We start from the raw sequence: 15713 nt of genomic DNA, 5'->3' as shown, positions 1-15713 counted from the left end.
CCTCACTTCGGCGGAAGCCGCTTGGCCCTCGCGACCTCGCAGGTGATCTTGCCCTTGACCGGGGTGTCCCCCGGGATCTCTTCGGTCACCGTCTGGCCGGGCGTCATCCGGTTCTTCGCGAACAGCGCCTCACCGGAGGGCTTGCCGTCGGCGTCCTTGATCGCGATGGTGACGGCGTACCGCGCGTCTTCCGCGGTGCTGTTCGTGACCTCGATGGTGATCTTCGGGGTGTAGCTGTTGCTGTCGCATTTGGTGACCTTGACGTCGGCCGCCACATCCGCTTCCGGAGCGGCCGACGCGGGCACGCCGGTGGTGGCCGCTCCGGTCTGGACGACGTCGGCTCCCGCTGGCTGCTTCTCCTCGCCGCACGCGGTCAAGGTCAGGGCCACGACGGCGAGCAGTACGCCGGAGGTGGTGCGCTTCATGCTCGGTCCTTGCTGATCTCGGTCAGTCCGATGACGGCGGCCTCGACGACCTCGTCGGCGGTCAGGCGGTCGGTCTCGATCTCGAACGTGGCCACCTCGCGGTACACCGGCAGACGCGCGTCGAGGAGCGCCTTGTACGTGGCACGGGGGTTCACCCCGGCCAGCAGCGGGCGCGCGGTCGAGAGCCCGGCGCGCTGGACGCCCGCGGCCATCCCGACGTTCAGGAAGATCACGGTGTGCCCGGCCAGCCGTTCCCGGGTGCCCGGCGTGATCGGCGCTCCCCCGCCCAGCGAGAGGACGCCTTCGTGCTCGGCCAGGGCCTTCGCGACCATCTCCTCCTCCAGCGCGCGGAAGGCGGGCTCGCCCTCCTCGGCGAAGATGTCGGTGATGGGCTTGCCCGCGCTCGCGACGATGTCGTCGTCGCTGTCGCGGAACGCGAGACCGAGCCGGGCGGCGAGCGCCGGGCCGACCGTGCTCTTGCCCGAGCCCGGCGGCCCGATGATCACCGCGCGAGGAGTCACCAGCGCTCCTCGAGCGCCTTCAGGTAGGCCTCGGCGTTGCGCTTGCCCTCGGCCAGCGAGTCGCCGCCGAACTTCTCCAGCGCGGCGTCCGCGAGCACCAGCGCGACCACCGACTCCAGCACGACCCCGGCCCGGGGCACCGCGCAGACGTCGGAACGCTGGTGGATGGCGACCGCGGGTTCGCCGGTGGTGACATCCACAGTGGACAGTGCCTTGGGAACGGTCGAGATCGGCTTCATGGCGACGCGCACGCGCAGCGGCTCGCCGTTGGTGATGCCGCCTTCGAGGCCGCCCGCGCGGTTGGACCGGCGGGTCACCCCGACCGGACCGGTGCCGCGGTCGATCTCGTCGTGGGCCTGGCTGCCCCAGCGCTTGGCCGTGGTGAAGCCGTCGCCGACCTCCACACCCTTCATCGCCTGGACGCCCATGAGCGCGCCGGCGAGACGGGCGTCGAGCCTGCGGTCCCAGTGGACGTGCGAGCCGAGGCCCGGCGGCAGGCCGTAGGCGATCACCTCGATCACGCCGCCGACGGTGTCACCCGCCTTCCGCACGGCGTCGACCTCGGCGACCATCGCGTCGGTCCCCTCCTGGCCGAAGGCGCGGACCGGGCTCTCGTCGATGGCGGGCAGGTCCGAGGGCACCGGCAACGGGCCGTCGGGCGCCGACGCGCCGCCGATGGACACGACGTGGCTGAGGATCTCGACCCCGAGCAGCTGCTTGAGGTACGCGCGGGCCACCGTGCCGAGCGCCGTGCGGGACGCCGTCTCGCGGGCGCTCGCGCGCTCCAGCACCGGACGGGCCTCCGGGAAGCCGTACTTCTGCATCCCGGGCAGATCCGCGTGGCCGGGCCGGGGACGCGTCAGCGGCTCGTTGCGCGCGAGGCCTTCCAGCTCCTCGGCGGGCACGGGATCGGCCGACATGACCTTCTCCCACTTGGGCCACTCGGCGTTCTCGATCTGGACCGCTACGGGGCCACCCTGGGTGAGCCCGTGCCGGACGCCGCCGGTGAACTCGATGTGGTCGGTCTCGAAGCCCATCCGGGGGCTGCGGCCGAAGCCGAGCCGCCGGCGCGCGAGCTGCTCGCCCACTTCGGCGGTGGTGACCTCGACCCCGGCGGGCATCCCTTCCAGGATGGCGGCGAGGGCGGGTCCGTGCGATTCCCCTGCGGTTATCCAGCGCAACACCTGATAGATCCTGTCACAACCTCCTCTCTCTCCGGGTACAGGCCGGGCTATCCCGGACCGGGTCCGGCGAAGACGGCGAGCGCCCACGCCGCGACCAGGAGCCCTGGCCCGTGCGGCACCGTCGGATGCCGGGGCCCGCCCACCGCGAGCGCCACGCTCAGTAGCGCCGCGGCGACGGCGCCGAGCACGACCGACGGCCAGCCCGTCGCGGCGAGGACCGCTCCCAGGCTGCCCGCCAGCTTCACGTCCCCGGCGCCGAGCGAACGCGGCGACAGCGCGTGGACGAGTGCGTGCGCCCCGCCGAAGACCAGCGCACCGAGCACGGCCCGCCACGCGATGGCCGCTCCTCCCCCGTGCGTGGCGATCGCGAGGGCCGCGGCGAGTGCCGGGTACGCGGGCAAGGTCAAGATGTCGGGCAGGCGGCGATACTTCAGGTCGGCGAGCGCCAGCGGGACGGCGAAGACGGTCAGCACGGCCGGGACCGCGAGCCACCACGACGGCCAGGCTCCGGACTGGTGCCTGAGCCAGACCGCGACGAGCGCCGCCGCTGTGATGGCCGCCGCCCACGCCGTGACCGGCGCTCCCGCCCGGCGCAGGCAGGAGCGCGCGGCGAGCGCCGATCCGGCGCCCGCCACCGCGAAGGCGATCGGCGTGAACACAAGATCAAGAGTGCGCCGGTGGCGCTCGGTGCGGCAAGGATTTCTTTTCGTGACAGGGACTTTCATGGGTTTTCGGCAGGTCGGGCGGGGATGCGGAAGTCGTGAATGGACCGTTCACGCACAGGCGGGCGAGACGGGCTACGGGCGGGCGGGACGGCCCGAAGGAAGCTTTCCCCGCATGCCATGCGGGAAAGCTCCCTTCGGGCCGGCGCGTGGTGTGGCCGCTCCCGTGAATGCGATTCGGGATCCACTGCAAGGGGCGCGGACGGGGCCCGCAAGGGTCGCCAGTGTCCACATGAGACGCTTTCCGCCGACCAAATGCCCGGTTTATGTCCATATGAGCGTTTCCACATAGGGGTCGTGAGTGGCAATGAGGGTTAGAACCCTCATTGCCACTCACGACCCCCATCCGAACTCTCGCAAATGCCTCAAATCAGGCACCGCAGCCTCGGAAAGAGTCCCTTATGGACAGTCAAGGAGGTGTCGGGGCCCTGTATGGGGTCCGGCTGGCGCCGACGGCGTCAATGGGGTCACAGGCCGCCAGCAGCAGCCGATGGCCGGAGTCGGCCGCCCCGAAAGTTTCCGCACACGTGGGTCGTGAGTGGCGTTTCGGGTTAGAACCCGAAACGCCACTCACGACCCACTGGACCCAATCCGCACCGCGTCCGGCACCGAAGACCTGTCATGACACCGGGATCAGGGGTTCATCCGCAGCAGCGGGAGACCCGAGGGCGTGCGGATCTCCAGCGCCTTGATGTCCCCGGTGCGCATCGCGGTACCGACCACGATGTGCGCGGTGTCCTTCGGCATCGCGCGCCAGGACGCCAGCTCGCTGGTGCCGCCGTCGGCGCCGACGGCGACCAGGATGTAGTCCCCGGCGCGGTTGCCGCCGTAACTGCAGGTCATGTCGACCTTCGTGCCGGTCTCCGTGGCCGACATGGCGACTTCGGCGGTCACCGGGTAGTCGCCGAGCGGGGTCATCGGGTCGCCCGCCGCCGCGACCGGCCCGGTCAGGACGACCGCGAGCGCCACGCAGGCGGCGACGGCCGCCCCGGCCGTGGTGGTGGTGATCGCCCGTTGGATCCGCCTTCCCCGGCGGACCCGTTTGAGCACGGTCGGCAACAGTTCCGGCGAGGGCTCCTCCTGCAGCGCCGGAGCGCCGGCCTGGGCGAGCAGTCCGGGGATCCCGGCCAGGTCACGCACGGATTCCGCGCACCGATCACAGACGCGCAAGTGCTTCTCGTAGGCGGACCGGTCTTCCGGGGACAACGCCCCGAGCACGTAGGCCGCGTCGTAGGTGGCGAAGGGGTCGGTCATTGAGTCACCCCTCTTTCCTCCAATATCAGTCGCAGCGCCCGCAACGCGTAGTGCGTCCGCGACTTGATCGTCCCTTCGGCCACACCCAGCCGTTTCGCGGCGTCGGCGACGGAGTAACCCTGGAAATAGCACAGGACGAGGACGTCCCGATGTCTCGGCGACAGCTCGCCGAGGGCTTCGGCGACCAGCCAGCCCTGGACGGCCCGTTCGGTGCCGTCGGTGACCGCCGTTTCGGGCGGCTGGCCGGTCACCACCTCGGGGTGGGCCTCGGAGGCGCGCCAGTCGTCGATGGCGATCCGTCTCGCCACGGTGAACAGCCAGCCCCGCGCCGACCCTTCGGACTGGTCCAGCACCTTGGCGTTGCGCCAGGCACGCAACAGCGTCTCCTGGACGACGTCCTCCGCGCGGACCCGGTCGCCGCTGGTGAGGTGCAGCGCGTAGGACCAGAGTGCCGCCGCGTGCTCGTCGTGCAAAGCCCGCATCAGCCGGTCCTCCGCGAATTCCTTCACCGATCCGTGCTTTCCCGGTTCAGGAGCAGCGGGAGCGCGAAGACCACGCAAGCCACTTCGGTGATCAGGCCCCACAGCTCGGCCTGGGTGGTGAAGCGCTCCGTGACGCCGAAGAACCCCGTGGTCAGCGAGAGCACGTACGCGCCCAGCGTCGCCAAGCCGAAGCCGATCGCCGCGAGCGCGGGCAGCCAGTGGTGCCAGACCAGGACGGCGACCGCGATGACCACGCCCGCCACCACGTTCACCAGGAAGAGCGGGCCGACCACGTCCGTTTCCGACGCCCAGTCCTGCCATACGACGTAATGCACCCATGCCGAGCCGAGCAGGCCCGCCGCCACGACCGCCCGCAACAACCACCGGATCATGTCCGTATCTCTTTCCGCGTGTTCGGTTCCCCTATGCCCTTGAACACGGAAAAAGCGGCCTCTCGGTTCAATCCGGCACCCGATGGGCGCCGAAATTGAACCGGATGGCCGCCTGGACCGTGTGTATGGGCATGACTGCCGAACTCCACTCCCGCCGCACAGTCCTGACCACCGGGGCCGCCGTCGCCGGCGCGGCCGTCGGGGCCGTGGCCCTCACGGCCTGCGGAAGCGACAGCAACACTCCCCCCGGCTCGACCGCCACTCCGCCCGCCGCCGCGCCGGGCGAGACCCTGACCGCGCTCTCCGACATCGAGGTCGGGAAGTCGAAGGCCGCCAAGACGGCCGACGGCAAGGACGTCATCGTCACCAGGACCGCCGAAGGCACGGCGGCCGCGTTCAGCGCGATCTGCACGCACCAGGGGTGCGCGGTCGTGCCCGAGGGCGCGGAGCTGAAATGTCCCTGCCACAACTCGATCTTCGACGCCGCGACCGGCGCGGTCAAAAAGGGACCGGCGGACCAGCCGCTGCCCTCGATCGCGGTCAAGGTCACGAACGGACAGGTCGTCACGGCCTGAGAAACGCGGAAAGGGTCCCTTCAGGACGGTGATTCCGTCCTGAAGGGACCCTTTCGGCAAGCTTTCAGCTGTCCCAGGTGAAAATCGGGTCGCCCGCCTCGACGTCTCCGCCGCTGAGCAGTCCGGAAAGGACTTCCGCCTTCGCGTCGAGCGCCACCACGGGCACGATCGGCGAGTAGCCCGCGGCCTTGACCGCGTCGGGGTCCCAGCCGACCACCGGCTGCCCGGCACGGACGGCCTCACCCTTGACGACGTGGAGGGTGAACCCCTCGCCCTTCTGCTTCACCGTGTCGATCCCCAGGTGGACCAGCACACCGCGACCGTCCTCGGTGGCCACCACGAACGCGTGCGGGTGCAGGGTCACGACCGTCCCGTCCACCGGGGCGACCGCGTCCTGGCGTCCGCCCGAGGGCAGGACCGCGATGCCGGGGCCGACCATCGCCTGCGCGAAGACCGGGTCGGGCACTTCGGTCATGGCGGTCGTCTTACCGCTCACCGGGCTGAGGATTTCGAGACTCACAGCAGATCCTCGATCTCACTGGCGATGTTGTCGGCCTCGGGGCCCACGATGACCTGGACACCGGCCCCCATGCGCACGACGCCCATCGCGCCGGCGGCCTTCAGCGCCGCCTCGTCGAGCAGGCTCATGTCTTCGAGCTCACAGCGGAGCCGGGTGATGCACCCCTCGACCTCGATGACGTTCTCGGCACCGCCGAGCCCCGCGAGGATCTTTTCCGCCCTGTCATCCGCCATCGCGGTCTCCCTGTTCCCTGTCGGTTTCCCACATGCGAACCAGCTGTACTACGCCGTTCGCCGACTCGCACGTGATCCCTGGCCACGAACGCGTAACGGTGGTTGACACCCGCTCGTGCGACGGAGCATCCTGCCCCATCGGATCATTGGTCTAGACCGGAACGTACCAATCTTCCGGACCAGATGCGAGTACGGGTTCCCCGACCGACCGGCCCGAAAGGACGGTGACCGTCATGAGCGCTTCGGCGCAGCTGCCGCCGTCCGACCGTGTGATCAACGGACCGACGCCCAAGCACGCCCAGCTGCGGGAGATTCTGCGCCGCACGGTGGAGCGTGAGCTACCCCCCGGCTCGCCGATCCCCTCGGAACGTGACCTCGCCGAGACCTACCAGGTGTCGAGGCTCACGGTCCGCTCGGCGATCGGCAAGCTGGTCGAAGAAGGGCTCTTGTCACGCGTGCGCGGCAAGGGGACGTTCACCGCCGCGAGGCGGATGGAACTGCAGCTCTACCTGATGTCCTTCACCGAGGACATGCGCCGTCGCGGGATGACCCCGACCACGGAGGTCGTCAAGACCTCCACCGAGGTCCCTCCCGCTCCCTCGGCGCATGCGCTCGGCCTGGCCGCGGGGACCCCGGCGCACCGCATCGTCCGGCTTCGCCGGGCCGACGGGGTGCCGCTGGCGGTCGAACGCGGCTGGTATCACGCGGGCCGGATGCCCGGCCTGCTCGACCTCGATCTCACCCGATCGTTGTACGTCCAACTCGCCCAGTCGTACGACCTGCGCCCGGACCACGCGTGGCAGACGGTCTGGGCCGAATCCGCGGACCGCGAAACGGCACGCCTGCTCGGCATGCGCGCCGGCAGTCCGCTCCTTGTCTTCCGCCGGGTCTCCAGCGTCAACGGGGAACCGATCGAAGACATGACTTCCTGGTACCGGGGCGATCACTACCAGGTCACCATGCAGCTGGACCGGAACACCCCGGATTCCGGTCATCATCCTCACTACGGAGGTACCCGATGAGCTCCACCACCGCGGAGGGGGCGAAGGGCAAGGGCAAGGGACTGGCCGGGCTTCAGCGCTTCGGCCGCAGCCTCATGCTCCCCATCGCCGCCCTGCCCGCCGCCGCGCTCCTGAACAGGTTCGGTCAGCCCGACCTGCTCGGCAAGGACGGCCTCGGCTGGGACAAGGTCGCCGAAGTCCTCGGCGCGGCAGGCAACTCGCTGTTCAACTGGCTGCCGCTCCTGTTCGCGGTGGGTATCGCCGTCGGCTTCGCCCGCAAGAGCGACGGCGCGACCGCGCTGGCCGCCGTGGTCGGCTTCTTCGTGTTCACCAGCGTCCTCCAGGTGTTCACGCCGTTCTCCGAGCTGCCGGGCTGGAACCCCGAGAAGCCCGCCGGCCTGATGCTCAACCCGATGAAGTGGTCCTACAGCGTGCTGGCCGGTGTGATCGTCGGCCTGGTCACCGCCTTGCTGTGGCAGAAGTTCTACCGCATCAAGCTGCCGCCGTACCTGGCCTTCTTCGGTGGCCGCCGGTTCGTGCCGATCATCACCGCCGTGACGCTGATGCTCCTCGCGGTGCCCTTCGGCCTGGTCTTCCACTGGGTCAACGAAGGCATCCAGGCCGCGGGCGAGGCGGTCACCGGCGCCCCGGTCGTCGGTGGCGGTATCTACGGTGTGCTGAACCGCCTGCTGATCCCGGTCGGTCTGCACCAGCTGCTGAACGTGCCGGTGTGGTTCATCTTCGACGGCGGCGACCTGACCGAATTCTTCAACGGCGACCCCACCCGCGGCGCCTTCATGACCGGGTTCTTCCCGATCTTCATGTTCGCCATCCCCGCCGCGGCGCTGGCGATCTGGCAGAGCGCGAAGCCCAGCCAGAAGAAGATCGTCGGCGGCGTGATGATCGCCGGCGCGCTGACCTCGTTCCTGACCGGTATCACCGAGCCCATCGAGTTCTCGTTCATGTTCGTCGCGTGGCCGCTGTACCTGATCCACGCGGTACTGACCGGTACGTCGATGGCACTGGTGAACGCGCTCGACATCCACCTCGGGTTCGGCTTCTCCGCCGGTGCGATCGACTTCGCGCTCAACAGCGGTCTCCCGGCGGCGAGCGGCAACGTCTGGCTGCTCATCCCGATCGGTCTCGCCTACGCGGTCATCTACTACGTGATCTTCCGTTTCGTGATCAAGAAGTGGAACCTGCGGACCCCCGGTCGCGAGGACGACGCGATCGAGGCCGATCTCGAAGCCACCGCGGCGAAGCCCGTCAAGTAGTTTCAGCTCAGCAGAACCGAAGGCACGAAAGGGAAAAGAACATGCCGGAGAAACGCGTCACCGTGGCCAGCAAGGTGGGCCTGCACGCCAGGCCCGCGGCGACGGTCGCCAAGGCAGCCGCGGCGCAGCCCGTCGCGGTGCACATCGCCAAGGCGGGCGGTGACCCGGTCGCGGCCGGCAGCGTGCTGAACCTGATGACGCTCGCCGCCGGTTTCGGCGACGAGGTCATCATCAGTGCCGAGGGCGAGGGGGCCGAGGCGGCCGTCGACGCCATCGCCGAGCTGGTGGCGACCGACCTCGACGCCTGATCCCGACCTCCGCCGTCCGTGGTGAACCCGCGACCGCGATCGACGTCGGCAGGGCGCCACCTGATCATCCACGTCACGGATGTGGACGAGGCGCCCTGCCACCGCGACAGCGGGGCCTTCGGCCGGGGCGGGTCCACGCGTACGGTCGCCTGAGTGGTGGATCTCCAGCTCCTGATCCCGACCTCTGCGAAGCCCGGGCCGCCCCGACCGGCCCGGGCTTCGTAGGGTGTGGGGCATGGAAAGCGTGCGCAGGATCGAACAGTGGCCGGTCGACAACGCCGCCACGGCCGTGGTGACCGCCGCCGGTGACGTGCTGGGCACGCACGGCGACACGACGAAGGTGTACCGGCTCGCGTCGGTGACCAAGCCGCTCACCGCCTACGCCGCGTTGATCGCCATCGAAGAGGGCGTCGTCGAACTCGACACCCCCGCCGGACCGGAGGGCTCCACGATCCGGCATCTGCTCGCGCACACCTCGGGCCTCGCCTTCAACGAGCACAAGCCGATGGCCGCGCCGGGCAACCGGCGCCTGTACTCCAACGCCGGCTTCGAGCAGCTCGCCGACGCGCTCACCGAGCACTCCGGCATCCCCTTCGCCGACTACCAGGCCGAAGCGCTTTTCCAGCCGCTGGGCATGAAGGCGACCAAGCTGACCGGCTCCCCCGCTTCGGGTGCGGAGTCCACTGTGGATGACCTGGTCGCGTTCGCCGCCGAACTGCAGGCACCGAAGCTCATCGCCGCCGAGACGGTGCGCGAGGCGACCTCCGTGGTCTTCCCCGGCCTCTCCGGTGTCCTGCCCGGCTTCGGCCACCAGAAGCCGAACGATTGGGGCCTCGGCTTCGAGATCCGCGGCGAGAAGAGTCCACATTGGACCGGTTCGTCGAGCTCGCCGCGGACCTTCGGCCACTTCGGGCAGTCCGGCACGTTCCTCTGGGTCGATCCCGACGCCGGCGCCGCCTGCGTCGCGCTCACCGACCGCGCCTTCGGCCCGTGGGCGGCCGAGGTGTGGCCGCCCTACACCGACGCCGTACTGGCCGAGCTGGGGTCGTGAGCGGCGTTCCGGCTTCCCGCGAATTCGCCCGCCCCGCCGCTCATGTCGCGAAAGCCACTTTCGCGACGCCTGATGTCCCGAAAGTGGCTTTCGCGACACCCCGCCACGCGCGAACTCACTCCATGACGCGGATGGGCGAACCCGCCTGGAAGGCCGCGATGTCCTCGACCGCGTCGCGGTAGAAGATCTCGTAGGCCTCCCGGGTGACGTAGCCGATGTGCGGGGTGAGCACGACGTTGTCCAGCGTCCGCAGCGGATGCTCCGCGGGCAGCGGCTCGACGTCGTACACGTCCAGCGCGGCGACCGCGATCTCCTTGCGGCGCAAGGCGTCCACCAGTGCGGCCTCGTCCACGATCGGTCCGCGCGAGGTGTTGACCAGCATCGCCGTCGGTTTCATCGCGGTGAGTTCGGGCGCGCCGACCAGCCCTCGGCTGCGGCGGCTGAGCACCAGGTGGATCGACAGCACGTCCGCGCGGGCGAACAGTTCGTCCTTCGACACCGCCGTCACCCCGTGGGGATCGGCCTTCTCCTGGGTCAGGTTCTGGCTCCAGGCGATGGTCTCCATACCGAACGCCTGGCCGATCTTGGCCGCGCCGGCGCCGAGCCTGCCGAGCCCGAGCAGCCCGAGGGTCTTGCCGGACAGGATCGTGCCGACGGTGGTCTGCCAGCCACCCTCGCGCATGTTCCGTGACTCCACCGGCACGTTCCGCGCGGCGGCGAGGATCAGCGCCCAGGTGTGCTCGGCCGCCGGGGCCGCAATGTACCCGGTGGAACAGACGACCACCCCGTTGCGCCGGGCGGCGGCCACGTCGATCGCGGCGTTGCGGTGGCCGGTGCTCACCAGCAGCTTGAGCGCGGGCAGCCGGTCGAGGACCTCGGCGGGGAAGCGGGTGCGCTCGCGCATCGCGACCACGACGTCGAAATCCCGGAGGCGGCCCACCACGTCGGCGGGATCCGCGAACGGCTTCGTGAACACCTCGATGTCGGCGCCGAGGGAACCCCAGTCCCCGAAACCGAGCGCCACTTCCTGGTAGTCGTCGAGAATCGCGATCTTCATGCTCCCCAGGCTAGAGTCGGCGCCGAAGCCATGCCTGGGGAGGCCGGCGTGACCCTGGAGTTCCGCACCTACCGCCGCGGGTCGTCGACTCAGGCGTACCTGATCCGCGCGTTCGGCTCTCTCGAACAACACGAACGGCGGGAACGCGCCACCACACGACCGGGAACGAGGAGCGGGGATGCACGACGGCGAGATCCTGGCCTGGACCGAGACCGAACGGCTGAGCTTCGCGGATCTGCTGCAGGGTCTCGCCGAGCGGGACTGGTCGGCGAAGACCCTGTGTACGGAGTGGACGGTCCACGCGATGGCGGGCCACCTCGCGCAGACCACCAGGAACCGGCTCAAGGACACCCTCGCCGGCATCGTGAAGGCCAGGGGGAACTGGGACCGGATGAACACCGCCCAGGCCATCGCCTACGCCGCGCGGTACACCCCGGCCGAACTCGTCGCCCAGATCCGCGAGGACGCCGGATCGGCGCGCCGCCCGCCCGGCGCCAAACCCGTCGACGAGCTCGCCGACATCCTCATCCACGGCCAGGACGTCGCCCGCCCGCTCGGCATCGACCGTCCGATGCCGGAGAAGCCGGCGATCGCGGCTCTGGAGCACCTGCTGGTCAGCCCGTTCTGGGGCGCCAAGAAGCGCTGCAAGGACCTCAAGCTGATCGCCACCGACGCCGGATGGTCCGGCGGAGCGGGCACCGCAGAGGTCCGGGGCCCGCTCGCCGACCTGCTCCTGGCGGTGAGCGGGCGCGACGCCGGGCTGGCCACGCTCACCGGCCCGGGCGCCGCGCTGCTCGGCGCCCGCTGAGGGCTACCAGCGCGGGACGAACACGTCGACGCGCACCAGGTGATGGTCCGAAGCGTCGTTGAGCCGGGCCAGCGGTGAATCGGGCAGCGGCCAGAAGACCTCGGCGCGCCAGGGGAACAGGCCCTTCGACGGCAGGACGTAGTCGATCCGCAGGTTCCCGGGCGCGTTGTCGTTGAAGTCGCCGGTGTCGAAGTACGGGTCGCCCTTCTGGCCGATGTTGGCGCCGGCCTGGTCCTGCGCGGCCCGCACGCCGCCTTCGCTGCCCGGCCGCGTTTCGATGACGCGCGGGGCGTTCAGCAGGCGCGAAATGGCGCCGGGAACGCTGTCGCCGTCGAGCGGGTCGGAGTTCTGGTCGCCTGCGATGACGAACTTCTCGTGCGCGCCCAGCCCGCCGCGGCGGCCGTTGTCGTCGCGGATGTAGCGGCCCTTGCCCGGGGTCACGTAGTCCGCCCAGAAGCGGATCTCGTCGTGGTTGCGGGTGCCGTTGCGGTCCTCGGGGCCGTCGAAGGTCGGCGGCGTCGGATGCGAGGCCAGGAAGTGCACGGTCGAGCGGCCGGCGCGGATCGGAACGTCCCAATGGGACTTCGACGACAGGCGCAGCACGTCGAGCACCTGCGGCGAGTACCAGTCGTTCGGCGCCGCGGTGGCCGGGTCGTCCGGGAGCAGCGCGCCCGGCATGTCCTTCCAGAGGAACTTCTGGAAGGTCCGCGCGTTCTTGGTGTCGATCGGGTACTTCGACAGCACGAGCATGCCGTACTGGCCCTCGAAGAGGCCGAAACCGTGCGCGTCGTTGCCGCCGCCGACCTGGCCGTTGCGGTCGAGGTCGAAACCGGTCGCCACACCGGTGTTCGACGGCGCGGTGAAGGCGTACGGATAGTCGATCGGCGCCGCGCCGTTCTGGCCGCGCTTCAGGTAGTTCTCGCGGAACAGGTCCGCGGCGCGGTTGCCGGGCACGTAGTCGAACTCGTTGATCAGCAGCACGTCGGGCCGGTTGCGCTGGATCACCTCGGCGACCTCGTTCGCCTGCGCGTTGCCCGGTTGCGACAGATCGGTCACCAGCTGGCCGGCGGCGCCGCGGTTGAGCGAAGCGTTGTACGTCGCGAAGCGGATGTTCTGCCCGACGGTGGCTTCCGCCGGTGTGGCGGCCAGCAGCGTCCCGGCCAGCATGGCGCCCGATGTGAGCACGGCGGCGATGCGTTTCACGGTCTTACCTCCCAGAGTCCGGTGCGACCTTACGCACTCCGCGCGGCCGTACGGGTGAGCTTCAGGTGAACAGCGTCTCTTGAACGCGTTCAAAATCTGGGCTACGGTTCTTCTTGAACACGTTCAAAAGGAGGTCCCCATGCAACCCGTAGTCGTGGCCTACGCGCTCTACCTGGCCATCGCCGTTCCACTGACCGTGCTGGTCGCCCGCACGCTGAGCAGGCACGGCAAAACGTTCCTGGAAGACGTCTTCCAGGACAAACAAGCGCTGGCGCATTCGGTCAACCAACTGCTCGTCGTCGGCTTCTACCTGGTCAGCCTTGGTTTCGTGACCCTGTTCCTGACCAGCGACGACACCGTCCTCGACGCACGCGACGTCTTCGAGATGCTGTCGGTCAAGGTCGGCACCGTCGCGCTCGTGCTCGGCGTGATGCACGTCGGGAACGTGCTGGTGTTCAACGGGATCCGGCGCAAGCACCTCAACCACGCCGCCGCGCGGCCCGCGCCGGTGCCGCCGCCCTACCCCGGCTACCCGGCGCCCGCTCCACACCCCGTGCCCTGACCGGATACCGTGCAGTGGTGGCGAAGAGTGAGGAAACCAAGTCACTGATCGTGGCGACCGCGTTGCGGTTGTTCGCCGAGAACGGCTACGACCGCACGACCATGCGGGCCATCGCCGCCGAAGCGGGCGTGTCGGTCGGGAACGCCTACTACTACTTCGCCTCCAAAGACCAGCTGATCCAAGGTTTCTACGACGAGATCGCCAACGCGCACCTGACCACCGTGCGCGAGACGATCGCAGGTGAGCGGGACTTCAGCGCCCGGCTCAGGACCGTCCTGCTCACCTGGCTCGACGTCGCCGAGCCGTACCACCGCTTCGGCACCCAGCTCTTCGTCAACGCCGCCGACCCGGACTCCCCCCTGAGCCCGTTCAGCGAAGAGTCCTCGCCCGCCCGGGACGCCTCCGTCGGCCTGATGCGCGACGTCATCGCCGACTCCGACGTCAAACTCGACCCGGACCTGCGGGACGACCTGCCCGATCTGCTGTGGCTGTACCAGATGGGGGTCGTGCTGTTCTGGGTCCACGACCGGTCCGCCGGGCAGAAACGCAGCCGGATCCTGGTGGAACGGACGGTCCCGCTGATCGCGCGGCTGGTGGGGCTTTCGCGGCTGCGGGTGCTGAGGCCGGTGAGCCGGGAGATCGTTTCGCTGATCCGGGACCTCTCGAAGCGGGACGACGACTGAGCGGCAGACCATGTCGCGAAAGCCACTTTCGCGACGTCCAATATCCCGAAAGTGGCTTTCGCGACGCCTTCGGCTTCCCGGGCGAGCCGCGTTCAGAGGACTAAACGCGGGAGTCCCGGACGGTCCGGAAGTACAGGAACCGCGGCTCGGTCCGCAGTTTCGCGTACCACTTCGGGTCCGATTCGGCGATCGCCTCGACCGGCATCGGTTCGACCAGCCGGTCGACCGCGAAACCGGCGTCCCGCACCGCGTCGAACGTCCAGCTCAGCGGCCGCCGGTAGAACCGGACCTTCTGGCCCGCCGGGAACTCGTCCTCCAGCAGTTCGAGCTGGAAGTAGTTCCGCTTCTCGAACCAGCGCCAGTCCTCACCGGGATGGTGCACCGAGAACACCAGGAGCCCGCCCGGTTTGAGCACCCTCCGGAACTCCGCCAGGGCCGGCGCCCAGTCCTTCAGGTAGTGCAGCACCAGCGACGCCGTGACGACGTCGATCGAGCCGTCCTCGAGGAACGGCATCGGCCGCGAGACGTCCGCCGTCTCGAAGCGAGCGACGCCCCCGAACTTCTCCCTGGCGATCGCGACCATGCCCTCGCTGGCGTCGACGCCGAGGACGTCCGCGCCCTTCGCGGCGAGCAGGGCGCTGAGGTGGCCGGCCGCGCTGCCGACGTCCAGCACCCGTTTGCCCGCAACGTCTCCAGCCAGCTCCACGATGGCGGGACGGTCGTAGTGGGCGTTGGTGCTGCTGGTTTCGGCGTGCGCCGCGTAGAGCCGCGCGAAACCGTCGTACTGGGCGGCGCGCGCCCGTTCGATGATCGCGTCGACCACCTCGGATTTGGCGTCGGCGTACTGCTGGATGTACTTCCAGGTGCGCGACGCCAGTTCGCGTTTCCTGTCCTCGTAGAGCTTCCGCTCGTCCTCGTGCGCGATCAGGCGGTCACGGAAGAGCCGGTAGCGCTCGGTCTGGCCGTTGTCCGGCGAGTAGACGTGCAGGTTGATGTTGGTGTCCGGGCCTTTGAAGCAGCGGTGCTTCTCCCACTCCGGCTCGCGGATGACGAGTTTGTAGCCCTCGGCCTCCAGCTGCGGCACGTAGGCGTCTTCGTCGTCGGAATCGGCGACGATCAGCATGATGTCGATGATCGGTTTCGCGCAGAGCCCCGGCACCGACGTGGAGCCGACGTGTTCCAGGACCAGCGCGCGCTCCCCCAGGATCCCCCTGATGCGCTTCGCTTCCCGGTCGAACAGCGCGGGCCACTCCGGGTCGTATTCGGCCAGGGTGACGGTGGAATTCAGCACCGGCGGCTCGTCGACCCACGAGTCGTTGATGTCTTCTTCGGTGTAGTCGTCTCGATCGGGTTTGGGCATCGACCCCTTGTTCCTTTCTCAGCACTCCTCGCGAGTCTGCGCGTTTGAGGAGGGACTGCGCGCGGAGGCAGTCCGACTGCCGCGACGCCCCTCTCGAG

19 protein-coding genes and 1 pseudogene are annotated in these 15713 nt (G+C 69.4%); 8 read left to right on the top strand and 12 right to left on the bottom strand.

The features are described from left to right. Positions 1–2: 2 nt before the first annotated feature. The 7 genes from ACZ1DY_RS16195 to ACZ1DY_RS16165 form a co-directional block, all read right to left on the bottom strand. Positions 3–425 (bottom strand): hypothetical protein, encoded by a 423-nt coding sequence (locus ACZ1DY_RS16195; protein WP_465484835.1) that lies wholly within the window; start codon positions 423–425, stop codon positions 3–5. After that, entirely contained in the window at positions 422–946 is a 525-nt protein-coding gene (locus tag ACZ1DY_RS16190; protein WP_126731707.1) for a shikimate kinase, read from the bottom strand. Before ACZ1DY_RS16190 ends, ACZ1DY_RS16195 begins: the two co-directional genes overlap by 4 nt. Further along, positions 943–2130 (bottom strand): chorismate synthase, encoded by a 1188-nt coding sequence (gene aroC / locus ACZ1DY_RS16185; RefSeq protein ID WP_465484834.1) that lies wholly within the window; start codon positions 2128–2130, stop codon positions 943–945. The genes ACZ1DY_RS16190 and aroC overlap by 4 nt, the downstream gene beginning before the upstream one ends. Positions 2131–2177: 47 nt before the next feature. Beyond that, entirely contained in the window at positions 2178–2789 is a 612-nt protein-coding gene (locus ACZ1DY_RS16180; protein ID WP_465484833.1) for a prepilin peptidase, read from the bottom strand. 696 nt (positions 2790–3485) lie between these two features. Next, positions 3486–4106, bottom strand: coding sequence for an anti-sigma factor family protein (locus ACZ1DY_RS16175; RefSeq protein WP_257487757.1), 621 nt, complete (start codon positions 4104–4106; stop codon positions 3486–3488). Then, positions 4103–4615: a sigma-70 family RNA polymerase sigma factor gene (locus ACZ1DY_RS16170; protein WP_125675061.1), complete on the bottom strand. Its 513-nt coding sequence runs from the start codon at positions 4613–4615 to the stop codon at positions 4103–4105. Before ACZ1DY_RS16170 ends, ACZ1DY_RS16175 begins: the two co-directional genes overlap by 4 nt. Beyond that, positions 4612–4980 carry a hypothetical protein gene (locus tag ACZ1DY_RS16165; RefSeq protein WP_192745280.1) on the bottom strand — a complete coding sequence of 123 codons (369 nt, stop codon included), beginning with the start codon at positions 4978–4980 and terminating at the stop codon, positions 4612–4614. Before ACZ1DY_RS16165 ends, ACZ1DY_RS16170 begins: the two co-directional genes overlap by 4 nt. Positions 4981–5111: 131 nt before the next feature. On the opposite strand from ACZ1DY_RS16165, the gene ACZ1DY_RS16160 reads away from it, so the two are divergent. Continuing rightward, positions 5112–5555 (top strand): QcrA and Rieske domain-containing protein, encoded by a 444-nt coding sequence (locus ACZ1DY_RS16160; RefSeq protein WP_465484832.1) that lies wholly within the window; start codon positions 5112–5114, stop codon positions 5553–5555. Between the two features lie 64 nt (positions 5556–5619). Here the strand turns inward: ACZ1DY_RS16160 and ACZ1DY_RS16155 are convergent, their stop codons facing one another. Further along, complete coding sequence (locus ACZ1DY_RS16155) at positions 5620–6075, bottom strand: PTS sugar transporter subunit IIA (RefSeq protein ID WP_126731696.1); 456 nt, start codon at positions 6073–6075, stop codon at positions 5620–5622. Continuing rightward, positions 6072–6317: pseudogene (locus ACZ1DY_RS16150) on the bottom strand (PTS sugar transporter subunit IIB); the annotation flags it as partial. The pseudogene ACZ1DY_RS16150 and the gene ACZ1DY_RS16155, both read right to left, overlap by 4 nt. Positions 6318–6541: 224 nt before the next feature. On the opposite strand from ACZ1DY_RS16150, the gene ACZ1DY_RS16145 reads away from it, so the two are divergent. The 4 genes from ACZ1DY_RS16145 (at position 6542) to ACZ1DY_RS16130 (ending at position 9942) form a co-directional block, all read left to right on the top strand. Then, positions 6542–7330 carry a GntR family transcriptional regulator gene (locus tag ACZ1DY_RS16145; protein ID WP_034318372.1) on the top strand — a complete coding sequence of 263 codons (789 nt, stop codon included), beginning with the start codon at positions 6542–6544 and terminating at the stop codon, positions 7328–7330. After that, on the top strand, positions 7327–8583 hold the full coding sequence (locus ACZ1DY_RS16140; RefSeq protein WP_257487758.1) for a PTS transporter subunit EIIC: 1257 nt from the start codon (positions 7327–7329) through the stop codon (positions 8581–8583). Before ACZ1DY_RS16145 ends, ACZ1DY_RS16140 begins: the two co-directional genes overlap by 4 nt. A 41-nt stretch (positions 8584–8624) precedes the next feature. After that, complete coding sequence (locus ACZ1DY_RS16135; RefSeq protein WP_034318300.1) at positions 8625–8891, top strand: HPr family phosphocarrier protein; 267 nt, start codon at positions 8625–8627, stop codon at positions 8889–8891. A 235-nt stretch (positions 8892–9126) separates the two neighbouring features. Beyond that, complete coding sequence (locus ACZ1DY_RS16130) at positions 9127–9942, top strand: serine hydrolase domain-containing protein (RefSeq protein WP_465484831.1); 816 nt, start codon at positions 9127–9129, stop codon at positions 9940–9942. A gap of 115 nt (positions 9943–10057) precedes the next feature. Here ACZ1DY_RS16130 and ACZ1DY_RS16125 read toward each other — a convergent pair whose 3' ends face one another. Then, positions 10058–10999: a D-2-hydroxyacid dehydrogenase family protein gene (locus ACZ1DY_RS16125; RefSeq protein WP_126731690.1), complete on the bottom strand. Its 942-nt coding sequence runs from the start codon at positions 10997–10999 to the stop codon at positions 10058–10060. 178 nt (positions 11000–11177) lie between these two features. Here ACZ1DY_RS16125 and ACZ1DY_RS16120 point away from each other — a divergent pair, with 178 nt between their 5' ends. Further along, positions 11178–11807 (top strand): maleylpyruvate isomerase family mycothiol-dependent enzyme, encoded by a 630-nt coding sequence (locus tag ACZ1DY_RS16120; RefSeq protein WP_465484830.1) that lies wholly within the window; start codon positions 11178–11180, stop codon positions 11805–11807. 3 nt (positions 11808–11810) lie between these two features. Here ACZ1DY_RS16120 and ACZ1DY_RS16115 read toward each other — a convergent pair whose 3' ends face one another. Further along, positions 11811–13010, bottom strand: a complete 1200-nt coding sequence (locus ACZ1DY_RS16115; protein WP_465484829.1) for an endonuclease/exonuclease/phosphatase family protein — start codon at positions 13008–13010, stop codon at positions 11811–11813. A 139-nt stretch (positions 13011–13149) separates the two neighbouring features. Between ACZ1DY_RS16115 and ACZ1DY_RS16110 the strand changes: the two genes are divergently transcribed. Both ACZ1DY_RS16110 and ACZ1DY_RS16105 read left to right on the top strand, forming a co-directional pair. After that, positions 13150–13572, top strand: coding sequence for a hypothetical protein (locus ACZ1DY_RS16110; protein WP_465484828.1), 423 nt, complete (start codon positions 13150–13152; stop codon positions 13570–13572). A gap of 17 nt (positions 13573–13589) precedes the next feature. Beyond that, positions 13590–14255, top strand: coding sequence for a TetR/AcrR family transcriptional regulator (locus ACZ1DY_RS16105; RefSeq protein ID WP_126731684.1), 666 nt, complete (start codon positions 13590–13592; stop codon positions 14253–14255). Between the two features lie 100 nt (positions 14256–14355). Here the strand turns inward: ACZ1DY_RS16105 and ACZ1DY_RS16100 are convergent, their stop codons facing one another. Beyond that, positions 14356–15615 carry a GrpB family protein gene (locus tag ACZ1DY_RS16100; protein WP_465484827.1) on the bottom strand — a complete coding sequence of 420 codons (1260 nt, stop codon included), beginning with the start codon at positions 15613–15615 and terminating at the stop codon, positions 14356–14358. Between the last annotated feature and the right edge of the window lie 98 nt (positions 15616–15713).

The sequence above is a fragment of the Amycolatopsis sp. PSD-21 genome (genome assembly GCF_055561455.1).
The sequence above is the reverse complement of the archived record's forward strand: the minus strand, read 5'-3'. Positions and strand labels throughout refer to the sequence as shown.

What these genes read in the sequence shown, in the direction of transcription:
- ACZ1DY_RS16160 (WP_465484832.1), top strand. Translation starts at nt 5,112, where the DNA reads ATGACTGCCGAACTCCACTCCCGCCGCACAGTCCTGACCACCGGGGCC.
- ACZ1DY_RS16135 (WP_034318300.1), top strand. Translation starts at nt 8,625, where the DNA reads ATGCCGGAGAAACGCGTCACCGTGGCCAGCAAGGTGGGCCTGCACGCC.
- ACZ1DY_RS16120 (WP_465484830.1), top strand. Translation starts at nt 11,178, where the DNA reads ATGCACGACGGCGAGATCCTGGCCTGGACCGAGACCGAACGGCTGAGC.
- ACZ1DY_RS16140 (WP_257487758.1), top strand. Translation starts at nt 7,327, where the DNA reads ATGAGCTCCACCACCGCGGAGGGGGCGAAGGGCAAGGGCAAGGGACTG.
- ACZ1DY_RS16100 (WP_465484827.1), bottom strand. Translation starts at nt 15,615, where the DNA reads ATGCCCAAACCCGATCGAGACGACTACACCGAAGAAGACATCAACGAC.
- ACZ1DY_RS16130 (WP_465484831.1), top strand. Translation starts at nt 9,127, where the DNA reads ATGGAAAGCGTGCGCAGGATCGAACAGTGGCCGGTCGACAACGCCGCC.
- ACZ1DY_RS16125 (WP_126731690.1), bottom strand. Translation starts at nt 10,999, where the DNA reads ATGAAGATCGCGATTCTCGACGACTACCAGGAAGTGGCGCTCGGTTTC.
- ACZ1DY_RS16175 (WP_257487757.1), bottom strand. Translation starts at nt 4,106, where the DNA reads ATGACCGACCCCTTCGCCACCTACGACGCGGCCTACGTGCTCGGGGCG.
- ACZ1DY_RS16110 (WP_465484828.1), top strand. Translation starts at nt 13,150, where the DNA reads ATGCAACCCGTAGTCGTGGCCTACGCGCTCTACCTGGCCATCGCCGTT.
- ACZ1DY_RS16145 (WP_034318372.1), top strand. Translation starts at nt 6,542, where the DNA reads ATGAGCGCTTCGGCGCAGCTGCCGCCGTCCGACCGTGTGATCAACGGA.
- ACZ1DY_RS16195 (WP_465484835.1), bottom strand. Translation starts at nt 425, where the DNA reads ATGAAGCGCACCACCTCCGGCGTACTGCTCGCCGTCGTGGCCCTGACC.
- ACZ1DY_RS16165 (WP_192745280.1), bottom strand. Translation starts at nt 4,980, where the DNA reads ATGATCCGGTGGTTGTTGCGGGCGGTCGTGGCGGCGGGCCTGCTCGGC.